The sequence below is a fragment of the Mucilaginibacter terrae genome (genome assembly GCF_042679325.1).
In the GTDB taxonomy this organism is placed as follows: Bacteria; Bacteroidota; Bacteroidia; order Sphingobacteriales; family Sphingobacteriaceae; genus Mucilaginibacter; species Mucilaginibacter terrae.
In genome coordinates this window covers 1-18496 of sequence record NZ_JBHTMJ010000017.1, presented here as the reverse complement: position 1 = coordinate 18496, position 18496 = coordinate 1, and the positions used below count along the sequence as shown (strand labels likewise).

Below are 18496 nucleotides of genomic sequence, written 5' to 3'. Positions count from 1 at the left end.
AACAAAAGCCTTGTAGTTGTACTTACAGGGCTTTGTTGTTTTTAGTGAAGTGTAAACATTATTTGGCCGGCCTAAACTGTACCAACTGAATACTGAATTCTTTTGATGGATGTTTGGTTGGATCGGCCAATTCGTTCATTTTAGAATTAAGTACATACACCTGGCCGTTTGCCATAGTGCCCGTACTGGGCTGCTGATAGCGGTCTTCGGCAGTTGTGGAACCTTGCACCTCGGCTGTTTGCCAGTTATCGGTACTGGTTAATTGATGAACTTTATCTACGCTTTTATTTTGAACTACGATAATGCTACCCCCCGGCCCAATCAACATACCATCGGCTCCCGGAAAAAGGGTTTTTACTTTAACCCGGGTTATATTTTGCGGGTTCTTCATATCTATTTTATAAATAGCACCCTTACTATTGTTATTAACTATTAAAAAGCCAAGCGGGTGATAAACAATGCCATTCAAGCCTATATCTATGCTTTCGAACAGCTCACTCTTTGCAAATACGGAGGCTTTGCCGCTTTTGTCAATTTTATAAACTACCGGCGAATAACTATCGGTAACATATATATTGCCTGTAGCATCAAACGCCATATCATTTATAAAATGCTGGCCTTTATATTGTTTAGCCAGGTTTATATCGTGGATTTTTTTACCCGTTATTATATCAATAGCAATTAAGCGACCCATTTTTTTGTAAGTACTGGAATCGGAATACTGGCTGTAATTACCATCAGATACACAGGCCCAAAGCAGGTTTTGTTTCGGATCCAATTTTAAACCATAGGTTGATTTAAGAGAAGGATCTGTATAAATTGTTTTGTAATTGCCCTGCATATCAACCGTACCAATAGTACCCGTTGTTACCGAACTTACATAAAACATATTATTTTTGTTGTTATAGGCAACGCCTTCGGGGTAAACCCCCGGTGCCATAAACTTAATTTGCGGCGTTTGCGCCTGGCTGCCAAGCCCCATTAATAAGGCGAGGCTGGCAATGATATATTTGGTTGTGGTCATGTTTAGTTATCGTTTTTATTATGATATTTTAAAATTCCCTCCCTGGGGAGTGGCGCGGTTGAATTTTGTAGTGAAAGGGAGGGGTTTGGCCCGCGTTCAATTATTAATAAGCTGCAATACGTTTATACCCCTCCCTGCCTTCTTAAGGGAGGGATTTGCTCCAGTTATTTTATGATTTGGTGGCAGACATGATACAATAGATCACCCCGTTTTCGTCATCAGATACATAAATTTTACCGGTTTTATCGGTAATGATACCAGCAGGGCGGCCAAAGCGTGTTTTGCCATCTTTACTTAAAAAGCCCGAAAAGAAATCATGTACCGATACAGGCTTCCCGTTCACATAATGAATGCGCTGGATTTTGTATCCTTCGGGGTTCTTTCGGTTCCAGGATCCATGCCATGATACCAACGCATCGTTCTTATATTCGGCAGGGAAGCCGGGCAAGTTGCCTACAAACCTAAAATCAATAGGTGCACTGTGAGCGGCAAATGTCATTACAGATGGTTTGGTGGTTTTAGCATAAGCCTCTTTAGTTGTACCAGCCGGATCTTCGCGGGTAGGGTCAACCTCTTGCTTGCCAAACACCAGCGGCCAGCCATAATCTCCACCGTCTTCAATTTTATTCAATTCTTCAGGAGGGATCTCGTCTCCGCGCCAGTCGGTGCCGTTATCACATCCCCAAATGTCTTTTGTTTCGGGCTGCCAGTCAAAGCCTATGGTATTTCGTAGTCCGCGTGCAAAAATACGGCGGTTGCTACCGTCCGCATTCATCACCAACATAGTGGCATGTTCCTTATTGGTTTCGCCGCAGTCGTTACAATCACTTCCCACGGTCATGTATAACTTACCGTCCTGGCCAAATGATATCATGCGGTTATCGTGCTGGCCGCCATCGGGCAGGTCGTTAATTAATGTTACAGTATCGCTCACCATGCCATCGGCTTGTATTTTACCCCGTTTTAAAGATTTACGCGAAACCAGGTATAAAAACCCGTCATGTATAGTGATACCATGCACACCTAAGAATTGGGCCCACACGGTTTTCAAATCTTCAAAGCTACCGTCACCGTCCTTATCACTCAACAGAAGCACATCGCCCACATCGCGGCGGGTTACGTATAGCGAACCATCTTTTGCAACAGCCATAATGCGTGGCTTGCCTAAGCCGGTAGCCACTACGGTAGTTTTTAAACCGGGCGGCACCATCAGGTTGCTGGTCATGGTTTCTTTAAAATCGAGGTGCTGTGGGTAAACGGTATTTACCGTAGCTGTAAAAGGTTGCTTGGATGGCAACCCTTTTTGTGCATAAGCCGGTATGAGCCATGTTGTACACCATAGGCCGGCGCATAATAGTTTGGAAATTAAATTGTTTTTCATAGCAGTTGGTAAAACTGCTATGGTAACAACAAACTAATTTATATGTGTGATAATATTTTAATTAATAGGATATTCAATTGTAGCCTTATTTCGGGCCGATAAAAAAATCGGCAAATAAATTTGTACTCAATCCCCGATATTTTTCTGCTTTTTGTTCGTTTTTTTTCCAACCCTAAAGCGGTCATGAAAAATCTGCGGAAAAATGTGGAAATATGAAGTTTTATGTGAAAAAAATGCGAAAAAGTGAAGAAGTTCGAAAGTTGGTTATTTCACAATCGAAGAAAGTCCTTAAGTGAAAAATCATACAACAATTTGCATATCTTCCAACTCACGGACTAACCTGTTCGCTAGTTTACTTAGTATAAACTTACCCTACCAGTTTCTTGTATTTCAGCCTTTTAGGGGCTATGTCACCCAGTCGTTTTTTGCGGTTCTCTTCATAATCGGAGTAATTACCTTCAAAAAAGTACACCTGCGAATCGCCTTCAAAGGCCAGTATGTGGGTACAAATCCTATCTAAAAACCACCGGTCGTGACTTATGATTACGGCGCAGCCGCCAAAGTTTTCCAATGCTTCTTCCAGTGAACGTAAGGTGTTTACATCAATATCGTTGGTAGGCTCATCCAGCAGTAATACGTTCGAGCCCTTTTTTAACGTAATGGCTAAATGCACCCGGTTGCGCTCCCCACCCGATAGTACATCGATCTTCTTTTGCTGGTCGCCGCCGTTAAAGTTAAACCTTGATACATAGGCTCTTGAGTTAATAGGTTTGTTGCCCAGTAAAATAGTTTCCTGGCCGTCGGTAATATTTTCCCAAACCGACTTATCGGCTTTCAGGTCGTCGTGCATCTGGTCTACATAACCTAATTTCACGGTTTCGCCCACCCTAAAAGTGCCTGCATCGGGCTGGTCCTGCCCGGTAATTAAGCGGAACAAAGTGGTTTTTCCTGCACCGTTCGGCCCAATAATACCTACAATACCGGCAGGTGGTAAGGAGAAGCTCAAGTTCTCAAATAACACCTTATCACCATAGGCCTTAGTTACATTGTTCACCTCAATAACCACATTACCCAACCTCGGCCCAGGCGGAATGAATAGCTCTAATTTATCTTCGCGGTCCTTGGTTTCTTCGGAGGCTAATTTTTCGTAGTTGGCAATACGTGCCTTACCTTTAGCATGACGTGCTTTGGGTGCCATGCGTACCCACTCCAGTTCGCGTTCCAAGGTTTTCTGGCGTTTACTTTCGGTTTTTTCTTCCTGAGCCAAACGCTTGGCTTTCTGATCTAACCAGCTGGAGTAATTACCTTTCCATGGAATACCTTCGCCACGGTCGAGTTCCAAAATCCAACCAGCTACATTATCGAGGAAGTAACGATCGTGAGTTACGGCTATAACGGTACCTTTATATTGTTTTAAAAACTGCTCCAGCCAGTCAATACTTTCGGCATCAAGGTGGTTGGTAGGCTCATCCAGCAATAACACATCCGGCTCTTGCAGTAATAAGCGGCACATGGCTACACGACGGCGTTCTCCGCCCGATAGTACGGCAATTTTAGTGTCCGGTTCGGGGCAACGCAGGGCATCCATGGCGCGTTCCAGCTTGGTGTCTAATTCCCAGGCATTAACGGCATCAATTTTATCCTGCAGTTCGCCTTGGCGTGCCATTAATTTATCCATGGCGTCCATATCTTCATAGTATTCGGGTAAACCAAATTTTTCATTAATCTCCTCGTACTCCTTTAATATGGCGGTAACTTCGGCAACACCTTCTTCCACAATTTCACGAACAGTTTTTTCGGCGTCGAGAACAGGCTCCTGTGCCAGGTAGCCCACGGTATATCCCGGCGAAAAAACCACTTCACCTTGAATAGATTTATCGAGCCCGGCAATGATCTTCAACAGAGATGATTTTCCCGAACCGTTTAAACCAATGACACCTATTTTAGCACCATAAAAAAACGACAGATAAATATTTTTGAGTACTTGTTTTTGAGGCGGGTAAATTTTGCTTACGCCTGCCATCGAGAATATTATTTTTTCGTCGGCCATTTAGTTTTTAATTGAGTAATCAAATATCAGCCAAAATGCTGGTATTACAAAAATGTGCACATAATACTAACTGTTTTAATCTCAACCTATATTCGTAAACAAAACTTGTGAGATCAACTGGTTTATTATCTGTTGAAGTAATATCAATTACAAATTCCACTTATGCCTTAATGGCGCAAATCCTGACGAATTAACAGGTTATTGGGTTTTAATAATGTTAAAAAAGATAATTTGTTAAACTTTATGCAATTATTTAAATCAAATACTACATTGCAAATGTAATTAGTTGTAAATTACATTGTCATCTACGCTAAGCCCTTATTATAATCACCGGATTTACGCCGGATTAAAACAGATTACATTACATTAACAATTATTAATTGTCAAGGTATAATGTTGGCAATATTGTTGATAATTGATAACATAATTCTGGATATGTACGTTAAAAGTTCATCCCGGATGTTAATTAACTATTAGAAAAGTACTCGATGGAAGCTAAATTTTCGCCACGTGTTAAAGATGTTATCTCGTATAGCAGGGAAGAGGCGTTGCGCCTCGGACATGATTATATTGGTACGGAGCATCTGTTGTTAGGATTAATTCGCGATGGCGACGGGATAGCCATAAAATTGCTGAAAGGCTTAAATGTGGATACCGCCAAATTGCGTCGTGCAGTTGAAGATGCTGTAAAAGGTACAACCGGAACCAATGTTCATATCGGAAGCATTCCTTTAACTAAACAAGCAGAGAAAGTATTAAAGATTACTTATCTGGAAGCAAAAATATTTAAGAGCGATATTATAGGTACAGAGCATTTGCTACTATCTATTTTACGCGATGAAGATAATATTGCCTCACAACTACTAATGCAGTTTAATGTGAATTACGAAATTTTTAAAGGGGAAGTGGAATCACATAAAAACGTAACCGATGAAATGCCGGGCTCATCAACCGGTGGCGACGATGATTTTAAAGAAGAGGAATCGTTCAGCCAACCTAAAAAGGTATCAGATATTAAATCTAAAACCCCGGTTTTAGACAACTTTGGACGTGATTTAACTAAAGCTGCCGAAGATGGTAAACTGGATCCAATTGTAGGCCGTGAAAAAGAAATAGAACGGGTTTCACAAATTTTGTCACGTCGTAAAAAGAATAACCCTATTTTAATTGGTGAGCCGGGTGTTGGTAAATCGGCTATAGCCGAAGGACTTGCCCTGCGTATTGTTCAGCGTAAAGTATCGCGTGTGTTATTTAATAAACGAGTGGTTACTTTAGATCTGGCTTCGTTAGTGGCTGGTACTAAATACCGCGGTCAGTTTGAAGAACGCATGAAAGCGGTAATGAACGAACTGGAAAAATCTCCCGATGTGATTCTGTTTATCGATGAGATTCATACTATTGTAGGTGCCGGTGGTGCCTCAGGTTCTTTGGATGCGTCGAACATGTTTAAACCAGCTTTAGCTCGTGGGGAGATTCAATGTATTGGCGCAACCACTTTAGACGAATATCGCCAGTATATTGAAAAGGATGGTGCTTTAGACCGTCGTTTCCAGAAAGTAATGGTTGAGCCTGCTACGCCCGATGAAACTATAGAGATACTGACCCGTATTAAAGACAAGTACGAGGAACATCATGGTGTAACTTACACGCCGGAAGCTATTTTGGCTTGCGTTAGCTTAACCGCGCGTTACATTACCGATAGATTTTTGCCGGATAAAGCTATCGATGCTTTAGATGAATCGGGCTCTCGTGTTCACCTAACCAATATTCATGTGCCTCAAAACATTTTGGATATAGAGCAAAAGATAGAGCAGATCAAGGTTGAAAAAAACCGTGTTGTTCGTAGCCAGAAATATGAAGAAGCGGCGAAATTGCGTGATACTGAAAAACATTTGCTGGAAGAACTGGAACAAGCAAAATCTGCATGGGAAGCCGAAACAAAATCTAAACGTTACACCGTAACCGAAGATAATGTGGCCGAGGTGGTATCCATGATGACCGGTATCCCGGTACAAAGGGTTGGCCAGGCCGATAGCCTAAAGCTCTTGAATATGGGTGCCAGCATTCAGGACAAAATTATTGGACAGGATGACGCCATCAAAAAATTAACACGCGCTATACAACGTACCCGTGCCGGATTAAAAGATCCTAAAAAACCAATCGGTTCGTTTATTTTCTTAGGTCCTACCGGGGTAGGTAAAACAGAGTTGGCAAAAGAATTAGCCCGCTTTATGTTTGATACCGAGGATGCACTGATACAAATTGATATGAGCGAATACATGGAAAAATTTGCTGTATCTCGTTTAGTAGGAGCGCCTCCGGGTTATGTAGGCTATGAAGAAGGCGGACAATTAACAGAGAAAGTACGTCGTAAACCTTACTCTGTAGTATTGCTGGATGAGATTGAAAAAGCTCACCCTGATGTATTTAACATCTTATTACAGGTGTTAGACGAAGGACAACTGACCGACTCATTAGGGCGCAAGGTTGATTTCAGAAACACGATCATCATTATGACCTCTAACATTGGTGCACGCCAGTTGAAAGATTTTGGTCAGGGTGTTGGTTTCAGTACAGCTGCTAAGGTTAACCAAAGCGATGCGCACTCACGGGGTGTAATTGAAAACGCGTTAAAACGCGCTTTTGCTCCTGAGTTTTTAAACCGTGTTGACGATGTAATTATATTTAATTCTTTAACCAAAGAGAACATCTTTAAAATTATTGATATTGAGTTGGCATCATTGTTTGGCCGTATTAATGGCTTAGGCTACAAAATTGAGTTGACTGAAGGTGCAAAAGAAGTTATTGCGGAACGTGGTTTCGATGAAAACTTTGGTGCACGTCCGTTAAAACGGGCTATACAAAAATACTTGGAAGACCCAATTGCCGAAGAGATTTTGAAAGGTGAGCTGGTTGATGGCGATATAATGGAAGTGGATTTTGACAAAGAAGCCAACGAAATTAAAATTAATGCCAAAAATAGCGGTGAAAGTAAAACGCCCGAAGCAGAACAACAAGGATAATTGAACTGTGAAAATAAACAAAAACAGCTGCTAATTTTTAGCGGCTGTTTTTGTTACATGATTTTTTGGTTGAATTGAATAGTGTTTCTTCTTCATTGTTTTTGATGAGGATCATAGTCAACCGGTAGTAAATTTGCCGCGCGGTTGTTGCCCCAATTACCCTCGTAAATAATAGCCTTTGGGTTAGTTATTACGCCGTTACTATCAAAAAAGGCATACTTATCAATAAAATTAATCAGGCTGGTTGGATTATCGGGAGCACTCATTGGCCTGTTATAAAGCATATTATTGCCCTTTTTTTTGGTGTATATTATATACATAATTTCGTTATAACCCAAAGCATATATACCTTTTTGATCTGTGCGTTTCACTAAGCTATCTACCCTAAGAGGCTTGGTAACCAAGTAATCGGTGTATTTTGGCATCCTGTTCTTTTCACTCCAATAATTAAGAGAATCGTTTTTTTGAATAACATAATGGTTGCCGTTAGCAAGTGCCGCACTTCTGAAAGTTTTCAATTTTGCTTGTATCAGGCTATCGGGCGGGCGTTCGGGATTAGGTTTACGTATAAGTGGCAAAGTTTTAAAACCCTGATCTGCTAATTGATGACCAATAATGGAACGGAAATAATGTTCAGATGAACCAAGATATGCTTCGAGCCGGTTCTTTTGCCACCTTTTCATTTGTGAAGGTTTGCCCTGCATAGAGGTAAATAGCACATTTCCCTGATAATAAAGCGAACCTTGATTGTAGTCTTTTTCGAGTTCAGTTAAAAAGTATTTTACTCGGTAGCCTAATGCCTTGTTCTCAATCTCCAGATAATCATTGGAGGATGCTATAAATCTTCTTTTAGCTTTATCGTACAATAGATTTAATGTTTCCGGGTTCAAAATCTTGCATTGGTCGGCATAGGGTGATGAGCCGAAAAATTCTCTTTTAAATATATTATAGTTTTGCTGCCAATCCATATCGGGTTTTACAACAACGGCTTTCAGGTCGATGCTTTTAGGATTTAGCTCACTGTATGCAATAATAATATTTTTATCAACCTTAATGGTTTGATAAGATGTTTCATACCCAATAGCAGATATTACCATATCGTACTGGCCGGGCTTAACATTGTTTAACAAATAACTACCATCCTCGTTTGATATGCTGCCGACGGTGGTATTGCTCAGAAATACACTGGCTTTTACAACCGGCTTTTTATCATATAAATTAATGACCTTGCCCGAAATATTATATTGTGCATTACTCGCTAATGGCGCAATAAGCAGAAGCGGCAACAGTAAATTTAACATAAATCAAATTTAACTAATTGTTTAGTTGATTGCAAAGTAAAAAAAGCTGTAGTTTTAATTACAGCTTTATATGAAAAAAAATTGATGAAAAGCTATTTGCCCATTTGATCTATCACGGCTTGCGTTACGCCTGTAAAGGAGAAACCACCATCATGGAAAAGGTTTTGCATGGTTACCATTTTGGTAAGGTCAGAGAATAAGGTTACGCAGTAATCGGCACACTGATCGGCAGTGGCATTACCCAGCGGACTCATCTTCTCAGCAAAGTCAACAAAGCCGTCAAACCCTTTTACTCCTGAACCAGCCGTAGTACGGGTAGGCGATTGAGAAATGGTATTGATACGCACATTCTTTTTTACACCATACTGGTAGCCAAAATTGCGGGCAATACTTTCCAGCATAGCTTTATTATCGGCCATGTCATTATAGTCAGGGAATACACGTTGGGCGGCAATATAGGTTAATGCTACAACCGAACCCCACTCGTTAATAGCATCCTGTTTCATAGCTACCTGCAAAATGCGGTGTAAGCTTAATGCCGAAATATCCATACCCTTGTGGGTGAAATCGTAGTTGTTTTCGGTATAATGCACGCCTTTACGCACGTTAATACTCATGCCTATGGAGTGTAATACAAAATCAACCTTACCGCCAAAATGTTCCTGAGCCTGGGTAAACAGGTTTTCAATATCGGCAGTTACGGTAACATCGGCCGGAATAACCGGTGCATTTACCTCTTCGGCCAGTTGATTAATGGTACCCATGCGCAAGGCAATAGGTGCATTGGTTAAAATCAGTTCAGCACCTTCGGCTTTACAGCGCTGAGCTGTTTTCCAGGCAATTGATTTTTCATCCAGGGCACCAAATATGATTCCCTTTTTACCTTGTAATAAATTATAAGCCATGTTGTTTCGAATTGTTAATCGGGTGGTAAAGGTAAAAATTATTTATCAGTTAGTTTAAATTGTATAGTAACAGTTTCGGTAACTTCCTGAAGCCTGCCCCATAATCTACCAGGCCTCCATTTGGGTGAATTAGAAACAATCCGCAAAGCTTCTTCATCACAGCCATAACCAATACCTTTTAAAACTCTTACATTTTTAAATGAACCATCACGATTTACATCAAAAGCTACCTCTACACTTCCCTCAATGTTGTACCTAATGGCTTTTGAAGGGTATGATAACGTCTTTTGTATATAACTTATAAAGTGAATGTTACCACCAGGAAATTCAGGCGTGTTATCTACTGATCCATGAGGGTAATGATCTTCTAAGTCAAATTGTCGGGCTAACTTAGGGTACACTCTGGTTACTGTAACTTCTGTAGTACCAACGTTTTCATAGTGTTTAAGCGGCAGACTTATGGTTATAAACCGGCTACCAGCTACAGGATAGGTGCTATAGTAATTATAGTTTTCTATAGTTAGTGTATCAGTTGGTATTAATCCCTTAAACTGGAAACGTCCGGTACTGTCTGTTATAACATCATGTGTAAAACCGTTCACGTTTAAATAATGTTTATAAGCACTTATGCAAATAGATGCTGTTGGTTTACCATCATTGCCATAAACAATGCCGTTAACATTTATAGTGTCTGCTGTTACAACATTCTTTTTTTGAGCAAATGCTGGGTGAATAAAGCAGGCAGTTATTATAGCGAAAACTACTTTGACCATTATGTTGTCAATTTTTAAATTTTATAACGATCAATTTTTTGATCTAATGATTGGTTTTTTACTCATTTTCGATAAATATAAAACACCAACTAAACTACAGAGAAAGTTATAATTACAGAGCTAAGTGCCTCTTTGGGAGTAATAATGATTTGGGTATGATCTAACAATAATAGGAAGATGCTGATGATTACCATTGTCGTGATAATTACAGCGTATCTCTTTAAAAAAACAGGTAAACCGCCAACGGTCAGCATAGTTAATAATTTAAAAGTTCCTTTGCGTTTTGCAACGCACTTTCGCCCGGTTTATCGCCGCTCAGCATTTTCGCTATTTCCATCACTCGTTCCTGCTCATTTAGTTGCTTGATTTGCGTATAGGTGGTAGCCGTTTCATTATTTTTGTAAACGAAATAATGACTTTGACCCTTACTCGCAATTTGCGGCAGGTGCGTAATGGTAATTACCTGCAGGTTACCTGCAAGTCGTTCCATAATTATACCCACTTTATTGGCCACCTCGCCCGATACGCCGGTATCTATCTCATCAAAGATGATAGTAGGCAAAGCAGTATAGCGTGCAATGATAGATTTGATGCTTAGCATTAAGCGCGAAAGTTCACCACCCGAAGCCACCTTACTCATTTCGGCCAGGTTATGACCTTTATTAGCCGTAAACAAAAATCGGATCTGGTCGGTACCGTTTTTAGTAAGTTCGTTTTTGGCAGTATGCGTATGCTCAATTTTTAAGTGCGCGTTGCCCATACCCATTTCGGCCAGGGTGTCCATAACCTGTGTCTCAATTTCAGGAAGCGCTTTCAGCCGGTTTGCCGATAACTGTTCTGCCAAGCCCTGCAGGTCATCTTTTTGCAGTTTGATCTGTTGGGTTAAGGTTTCAATCTCTTCATCACCAAAAAGGGCTTGCTGTATTTTGCCCGATAGTTCTTCCTGCAAAGCCAATAGCTCGGCATTACTGCTTACCCTATGCTTTTTTTGGAGATTATAAATTAAACTCAGGCGGGTGTTAATTTCATCGGCGCGGGCCTCGTTGGTTTGGGTTTTTTGTTCTATCTGTTCAAGTTCCGATGCAATGTCTTTGATCTCAATCAGTGTACTGTTAAGGCGTTGGTGCAGGTCTGCTATTCCGGGATTGAATTTCTCTAAAGCCAACAATTGTTGGTTGGCATCTTTTAGCTGGCCGGTTATAGCGGTTTCACCATCTTGCAATAAGTATAAAGCACCGGTGAGGTTGCGCTTTATTTCCTCGGCGTTATTTAAAGCGTAGAGTTCCTGTTCTTGTTCTTCCTGCTCATCGGGTGCAAGAGCGGCTTTTTCCAATTCGTCAAATTGAAACTGGAAATAATTCAGGTCGGCTTTAGCTTTGTCGCTATCTGCAATTAGTTGTTGCAGGCGGGTGGTAGCTTTTTTGTAAGCTCGATAATTGATTTGATACTCGGTTAACAGCGGCTGATGCTTAGCCACACCATCTACCACCAGGAGTTGAAAAGTAGGGTCGTTAATTTCGCGGGTGGCTTGCTGAGAGTGAATGTCGATCAATTGCTCACCCAATAGTTTCAAAGTGGCCAGGTTAACGGGCGTATCGTTTACAAATGCCCGGGATTTTCCATCGGCCGATATTTCACGTCGTAACACGGTCTCCGCTTCGTAATCCAGGTCGTTTTCTTCAAAAAAGGCTTTCAGGTGAAAATCAGCAATTTTAAAAGTACCCTCAATAACACATTTTTTTTGCTGATTAAAAAAGTACTTGCTTTCGGCGCGCTGACCCAATATAAGCGATAGTGCCCCTAAAATAATAGATTTACCGGCACCTGTTTCACCGGTAATAATGTTCAAACCGGCATCAAAGTTGATCTCCAGGTTATCAATTAAAGCGTAATTATCAATGTTTAGCTGGTGCAGCATGTAGATAGATCCTTATATACAAAGATACTCTTTTACAAAACCAATGCCTAAATAATCGTTTATTTGGCTAACAAACTTAGTTTATATGATTGGTGCTTACTTCTGTAATGTTTGATACAGGTTGCCATTAGCAGGATCAGCTTGCATTAATATGTTCATCACCTGGAGTTTTTCCTGTGGGTCGGCTTTGGAAAATACGGATACCAGTTCGCTGCGTTTAGCTAAAAAGAAAAGCGTAGGCAAGGTAGCACCAACCCTAACACGATCCAACTGCGTAAGCACAGGTAGTGCAGCCGAAATATTTTTACGTGCATTGGCCGCATTATTAACCATCATATCCAAACCTAAACGGTGATATGTGTATAAAAACTCGCGGAGTGGGATATACGTTTTATTAATGGTGTTTTCCGACAACCAATAGCGGTTGGTATTATTATCGAATGCCTTCCAACCCCTGTTTGACGAACTTTGCGCGTTTATGACTACCGTTTGCGCGTTGGAATAATAAGGCGTACCGCCAAATTTAGAGAAGCTATCATAATCGAAAGCTAATATCATATAAGCATAGTAAGCCATAACCGAACTTAAGTTACTTTCAAATGTTTGGTTATTAAAGTCAATCGTTTGTCCCTCGGTATAGCTAAAATCGAAATCGCGGTCATTTATATTAAAAACAGGAGAGTTATAAGCCGCATTATAAACCGGCCGGGTTGATTGTACCTGTAATTCTCCGCTAAAAGTGGTACCGTTATCCCAGGCCGTTATGGTTAAAATAAAGTTGCAGTCAATTTTCTCAGTAGCTTGTATGGCGTCGGCACTCCACTTGCGACCATTTAAAAACTCGCGCATAGCAGTTTGTAACGACACGAATATACGCTTGTTGGTAGTAGCTATTTTGGGCGATAATACTTGTACCCGGGCATTCAAATCCTGGGCAGCAGCCGTAAAACCAGCAAAGCACAATAAAATATACACGCCCAGCTTCATCATTATTGCATCAAAGCTATAAGTTTACGGCAAATATCAACAGCTACCTCTGTTTTGCTTTTGGTATCAAAAGTGGTTTTTTCCAGATTACTGTCTATGATGGTTATTTTATTGGTATCCAGTTTAAAGCCGGCACCATTATCATTTAAAGAGTTAAGGATAATAAGGTCCAGGTTTTTTTTCTTCAACTTGTCAATAGCATTTTGTTCTTCATTCTGGGTTTCCAGTGCAAAGCCAATGAGGAACTGACCTTTGCGTTTTCGTTCGCCTAATACCTTTAATATATCAATAGTCTTTTTTAAATCGATGCAAAAGCCATCATCTTGCTTTTTGATTTTTTGTTCTGATACGGTAACCGGTGTATAATCTGCCACGGCAGCACTCATCACACAGGCGTCTGCATTTTCAAAATGGACTAAACAAGCTTCCAGCATCTCTGCTGCCGAAGTAACATCAACCCTTTTAATGGCCGGGTGCCGAGCAGTAAGTGCAGTTGGCCCGGTAACTAAGGTTACTATAGCGCCTTGCTCAGCTATTTCATGTGCTATAGCAAAACCCATTTTACCCGATGAATGGTTCCCAATAAACCTAACCGGATCAATGGCTTCGTAAGTAGGGCCGGCAGTGACCAGTATTTGCTTGCCGGTTAGGGGAAGTGTTTTAGCAATATCGATGGTGATAAAAGCTAAAATTTCTTCGGGTTCGGCCATGCGTCCTTCGCCGTGCAGGCCACTGGCTAATTCGCCCGTACCCGGTTGTATAAGTATGTTATTATAGCTTAACAGCTTTTGCACATTATTTAAAGCAGATGGATGCCGCCACATATCCAGATCCATAGCCGGGGCAAAATATACCGGGCATTTGGCCGATAGGTAAGCCGCTGTAAGTAAATTATCGCATTGCCCGTTTGCCATTTTGGCCAGTGTATTGGCACTCGCCGGGGCAATTAAAAAAAGGTCGGCCCACAGGCCCAATTTTACATGGTTGTTCCAGGTGCCTGTATTAGGTTCAAAGTAGTTGACCAGCACAGGCTTTTTTGATAGGGTAGATAGTGTTAACGGAGTTATAAAACTTACTGCATCGGCCGTCATAACTACCTGCACCTCGGCACCTGCTTTTACCAGCAAGCGTACCAGTATGGCCGCTTTGTAAGCAGCTATGCTTCCGCATATACCTAAAACTATTTTTTTGCCTTCGAGCATAGTACAAAAATAGATAAACCCTACCTAAATCCTCCCCAAAGGGGGGCACTTTAATAAAATAAAAAAGCCCCACCTAAGTCCTCCCCGGGAGGGAGGACTTAAAAAAGAAATGCCGGATACTTTTCATATCCGGCATCAATAATTTATACAAGCCCTCCCTCCCGGGGAGGGGGCTATTAGTCTTTATTCGGATTACGGAAATAAACTTTCTCTTCTAAAAATTCCTGAATGGCTACCAAAGTAGGTTTAGGCATACGCTCATAATGTTTTGAGATTTCGATCTGCTCGCGGTTTTCAAACACCTCTTCCAGGTTGTCATTAGCTGACGCAAATTCTGAAAGCTTTTGGTGCAATTCTTCTTTAATATTGTTAGAAATTTGGTTGGCGCGTTTTGACATGATGACAATCGACTCGTAAAGGTTACCGGTTGTTACATCAAGTTCACGCAAATCGCGCGTTACGGTGCTGCCTGCTACACCTGGTTTAGTTATATTGTTGTTGCTCATGTTTATATATTTATTGAGGGCTTTTTTGATTTTGTTTATCTGTAATAGATTGTTGCTGACCGTTTGCGGATGTGCTGTCTTTAGCAATTTTTTTAGCTAATTTACCTTCTGCCTCCAGTGCAGCTAAATAGCGTTTGGCGTTGTTTATACCGCGTTCGCTATCTTTGCGGTACTCTGTAGCATCTTTGCTGTATTTACTGTTTGCATATTTCTCAGAAAACTGATCGGCAAAGGTCATGGCCTGTGCGTAACGCTCTTCCTGGCGGTATTCGGCACTATTTTTAGCGTATAAGTATTGAGCCTTAATAGTTAAAAACTCCATTTCTTCAGCGTACTTGGTGTCAGGATAATCTCGCAGGGCATTACCAAAAGCCATAACAGCCGATAGGTAATCGCTGATATCTAAATACAGCTTAGCGTTATTATACGCCTTGGTCTCCAGCTTGTCGCGTAAATTCTGAATCAGTTTACCGGCTTCGGCACTGCGTTCGCTTTTTGGGTAAAGATTAATAAACAACTGTAAAGTTTCAATTGCTTTAGTCGTATTTTCCTGATCTAATGACGGGATGGGAGAATCCAGGTAGAAACAATAAGCTGCCATATAACGGCATTCTTCGGCTCGGGTACTACTTGGGTACAAATCGGCAAAGTTTTTGAAATGATAACGTGCCGATGTAAAGTCTTTTAAATTATAGTTAGAATACGCATAGTAATAAAACAGATCTTCAGCCTCGGTTAAACCGCGATACTTAGGTGTTAACAATTCAAAGAGCTCTAAAGCTTTTGAATACTGTTTTTTATTATAGAATTTGACGGCTTGTTGGTATTGCTTGGCTCGGTCATTACTCTCTTTCAGCTTGTCGTAACTGCTTTTGCAGCCACCAATAACCAGTATGGTAGTAATTAATAAGCCAGCAATAATAGCGCGTTGCTTTTTAAACATCCTGCAAAGGTAATTATATAATGTAAATCAATCAATTATTATTTTAACCGCTAATTTACCGCACATTTTGCATCTGGCAATAAATTGTTTCGGCATTTAACATCTTTTAACTTTATACTGACTTACTCGTCATTGGCATTTACTTTTGGTTAATTAAATATTTCTTTGTGGTTCAGGTAGGTACAGGATGCTCTTGTAACGTATATGATACATATTTGTGATGCCAATTATTCTTTAACCAACTAATAAGAAATCACATTTTTATGAAAAAGAAGAACTTAACATGGAGCTTGCTCCTGAAGGGTGCGGCTATGGCTGTAATTATAGCTATAACCAGTTGCCAAAAAGAGAAACAACAGCAACCAGCAGAAACTGTTGAAACTACCGAAAGTGCTGAAAAAGTGGGTACTTTAGCCCTTAGCTACGGCGAAGTTACAGGATCGGGTGGTACTTTTACCGCTAAGGTAAATGGTGTTACCAAATACACAGGTACCGATTATATTGCAGCCATACAGGCCGCATGTAATAATTTAACTGCCGGTCGTACCTCTAAAGAAACCGTGCTCATCAAAAATTCTGGTAGTTCGGGTCAATCGGGCGGTGCCATTAAGGCGGTTAATATTCCAAGCTACACTATTTTAGATTTTGGCAATACTACATTTGCCTGCACCAGTAGCGATCAGTTAATTGTACCCATACAAGGAGAGCGTCGTACCGATATTGAGGTGAAAAACATGAAAGTAACCGGTAACCCGCGTTATGGTATATGGCTTAAAACCTGTAGCAATATTATCTTGAGTAATATCACCATGACCTTAAATTCGTCATCGGGTTTAGGTATAAGGGTTGACGACAGCAAAGGCGATTGGTCGCGTAATTTCAACTTAACCAGTTGCAACATCAGTGGCTCGGGCGATAACGCTGTAGAAACTTATGGCGTAGATGGTTTTACCATTGGCACCGTAACCGCAAGCAATGCAGGTGCGTGTGGTTTATTACTCAATAAAACAAAAAATGGTACAGTAGGAACAGTTAATGCTACTAATTGCGGGCAGGGTACCGGTTATGCCGGTTTTCGTATTGCCAACAATGCCGGGCCAAATATTAGGGCAACCACTATTAATTCTACTGGCTGTGGTCGTGGTTTTTTTAGTGTAACCAGCAGTAATGGCTGTACTATTACTACGCTGAATGCAAAAAATTGCCAGTCGCACGGTGCATTGTTAGAGAACGCCCAGAAAATTCAGATCAATGGCGGTACCATATCGGGCAATGGTGCCGAGGGTATCCGTTTCTCTACTACGCTAAGCTATATTTGCCGCGATAATATTGTGCAAAATTTGAATGTTTCTGGCAACTCATTTGGTATCCGCGAAACGGCGCCTTCTAACTACAATACAGTAAAAAATTGCAGGCTTAACGGCAATGGCTTAACTTTAGTAGGTCCAAATAGCATATCAACAGGTAATACACTTTAACTAAATTACACAATAACCAACAAGGATAATTGGTATGGCTTGTTTATATAAGCCATGAGGTCATGTACCGCCCAAGCGGCGGTACATGACTTTTTTATTATCTACCATACCTTATATATTTATATTAAGGTAGAACTATTTCATTATACACACCTATGCGTTTATATATATATTATATGGTATATCTGGCTGTTATATACAACACGGGTTGCCAAAATAAAACATCAACCGGCAACAGTAACAATACGGCCGATATTAAGCAGTTAGATGCAGTTTCAAATAATTTTTTCAAAAATAGCGAAGACATAACCGACCATGACGGTAACATTTACCACACTATAATAATAGGTAAGCAGGTTTGGATGGCCGAAAACCTTAAAGTAACACATTATAATAACGGCTGTGAAATACCACAGATAAAAGAGGATAAAGCATGGCGCGAGTTAAACATAGGAGCTTATTGTAATTACAACAATAAAAAGACCAATAGTGCTATATATGGTAACCTATATAATTGGTACGCCGTAAACGACGATAGGAAACTGGCTCCAAAAGGCTGGCATGTTCCAACACAAGAGGAGTGGAATATTTTAATTGATTATTTAGGAGGCAATACCACAGCCGGTAGTAAAGTCAAAGCAACTGGTACAAAATACTGGGAAGTACCAAACACTACATCAACTAATCAAAGTGGTTTCAATGCAATACCGGGTGGTAACCGTAATAACAATGGGATGTTTGAAAACTTAGGTTTTTCTGCGAGTTTTTGGAGTTCAACAACGGAACCCAAGGTTGATTTTGCAAAGAATTATAGCTTGATAAGCGGCATAACGGCTATAAAAGCAGACGTGGACGACCGAAAATGCGGGCTGAATGTGCGCTGTCTCAAAGATTAACGATAAAAATAAGTCTGATAAATAACAAGTTAAGACTATTTCTCGCAATAAACAAAACAATATTAGATTGAGTATAAGAAAAGGGTACATTTGCAACCCGCAAGAGGTG

The 18496-nt window shown here is 40.6% G+C and carries 14 protein-coding genes; 3 read left to right on the top strand and 11 right to left on the bottom strand.

Features of this window, described 5'->3' with window-relative positions; genetic code table 11:
- Nucleotides 1-58 precede the first annotated feature (58 nt).
- From ACFQ3S_RS16260 to ettA, 3 genes are all read right to left on the bottom strand, one after another.
- On the bottom strand, nucleotides 59-1024 hold the full coding sequence (locus ACFQ3S_RS16260) for a gluconolaconase (RefSeq protein WP_377166380.1): 966 nt from the start codon (nucleotides 1022-1024) through the stop codon (nucleotides 59-61).
- 169 nt (nucleotides 1025-1193) lie between these two features.
- Complete coding sequence (locus tag ACFQ3S_RS16255; protein ID WP_377166378.1) at nucleotides 1194-2405, bottom strand: PQQ-dependent sugar dehydrogenase; 1212 nt, start codon at nucleotides 2403-2405, stop codon at nucleotides 1194-1196.
- A 367-nt stretch (nucleotides 2406-2772) separates the two neighbouring features.
- Nucleotides 2773-4455: an energy-dependent translational throttle protein EttA gene (gene ettA / locus ACFQ3S_RS16250; protein ID WP_377166376.1), complete on the bottom strand. Its 1683-nt coding sequence runs from the start codon at nucleotides 4453-4455 to the stop codon at nucleotides 2773-2775.
- Between the two features lie 488 nt (nucleotides 4456-4943).
- Here ettA and ACFQ3S_RS16245 point away from each other — a divergent pair, with 488 nt between their 5' ends.
- On the top strand, nucleotides 4944-7478 hold the full coding sequence (locus ACFQ3S_RS16245; RefSeq protein ID WP_377166374.1) for an ATP-dependent Clp protease ATP-binding subunit: 2535 nt from the start codon (nucleotides 4944-4946) through the stop codon (nucleotides 7476-7478).
- 92 nt (nucleotides 7479-7570) lie between these two features.
- Here ACFQ3S_RS16245 and ACFQ3S_RS16240 read toward each other — a convergent pair whose 3' ends face one another.
- From ACFQ3S_RS16240 to ACFQ3S_RS16205, 8 genes are all read right to left on the bottom strand, one after another.
- The gene (locus ACFQ3S_RS16240; RefSeq protein WP_377166372.1) at nucleotides 7571-8779 is read right to left on the bottom strand and encodes a carboxypeptidase-like regulatory domain-containing protein; all 1209 of its coding nucleotides are present in this window, start codon (nucleotides 8777-8779) and stop codon (nucleotides 7571-7573) included.
- A gap of 92 nt (nucleotides 8780-8871) precedes the next feature.
- Nucleotides 8872-9684 carry an enoyl-ACP reductase FabI gene (locus ACFQ3S_RS16235; RefSeq protein ID WP_377166370.1) on the bottom strand — a complete coding sequence of 271 codons (813 nt, stop codon included), beginning with the start codon at nucleotides 9682-9684 and terminating at the stop codon, nucleotides 8872-8874.
- Nucleotides 9685-9722: 38 nt separating this feature from the next.
- Nucleotides 9723-10457, bottom strand: coding sequence for an energy transducer TonB (locus ACFQ3S_RS16230; protein ID WP_377166368.1), 735 nt, complete (start codon nucleotides 10455-10457; stop codon nucleotides 9723-9725).
- 256 nt (nucleotides 10458-10713) lie between these two features.
- A complete protein-coding gene (recN, locus tag ACFQ3S_RS16225) occupies nucleotides 10714-12375 on the bottom strand; it encodes a DNA repair protein RecN (RefSeq protein ID WP_377166366.1) in 1662 nt (553 codons plus the stop codon).
- Nucleotides 12376-12471: 96 nt separating this feature from the next.
- Nucleotides 12472-13365, bottom strand: a complete 894-nt coding sequence (porD, locus tag ACFQ3S_RS16220) for a type IX secretion system protein PorD (RefSeq protein WP_377166364.1) — start codon at nucleotides 13363-13365, stop codon at nucleotides 12472-12474.
- Nucleotides 13365-14564 carry a bifunctional phosphopantothenoylcysteine decarboxylase/phosphopantothenate--cysteine ligase CoaBC gene (gene coaBC / locus ACFQ3S_RS16215; protein ID WP_377166362.1) on the bottom strand — a complete coding sequence of 400 codons (1200 nt, stop codon included), beginning with the start codon at nucleotides 14562-14564 and terminating at the stop codon, nucleotides 13365-13367. The genes porD and coaBC overlap by 1 nt, the downstream gene beginning before the upstream one ends.
- Before the next feature lie 176 nt (nucleotides 14565-14740).
- Nucleotides 14741-15070 carry a DNA-directed RNA polymerase subunit omega gene (locus tag ACFQ3S_RS16210; protein ID WP_377166360.1) on the bottom strand — a complete coding sequence of 110 codons (330 nt, stop codon included), beginning with the start codon at nucleotides 15068-15070 and terminating at the stop codon, nucleotides 14741-14743.
- A gap of 10 nt (nucleotides 15071-15080) precedes the next feature.
- Nucleotides 15081-16013, bottom strand: a complete 933-nt coding sequence (locus ACFQ3S_RS16205; RefSeq protein WP_377166358.1) for an outer membrane protein assembly factor BamD — start codon at nucleotides 16011-16013, stop codon at nucleotides 15081-15083.
- A gap of 263 nt (nucleotides 16014-16276) precedes the next feature.
- On the opposite strand from ACFQ3S_RS16205, the gene ACFQ3S_RS16200 reads away from it, so the two are divergent.
- Together ACFQ3S_RS16200 and ACFQ3S_RS16195 are read left to right on the top strand one after the other, a co-directional pair.
- Nucleotides 16277-17491, top strand: a complete 1215-nt coding sequence (locus ACFQ3S_RS16200) for a right-handed parallel beta-helix repeat-containing protein (RefSeq protein ID WP_377166356.1) — start codon at nucleotides 16277-16279, stop codon at nucleotides 17489-17491.
- 155 nt (nucleotides 17492-17646) lie between these two features.
- Nucleotides 17647-18387 (top strand): fibrobacter succinogenes major paralogous domain-containing protein, encoded by a 741-nt coding sequence (locus tag ACFQ3S_RS16195; protein WP_377166354.1) that lies wholly within the window; start codon nucleotides 17647-17649, stop codon nucleotides 18385-18387.
- The last annotated feature ends 109 nt before the right edge of the window (nucleotides 18388-18496 follow it).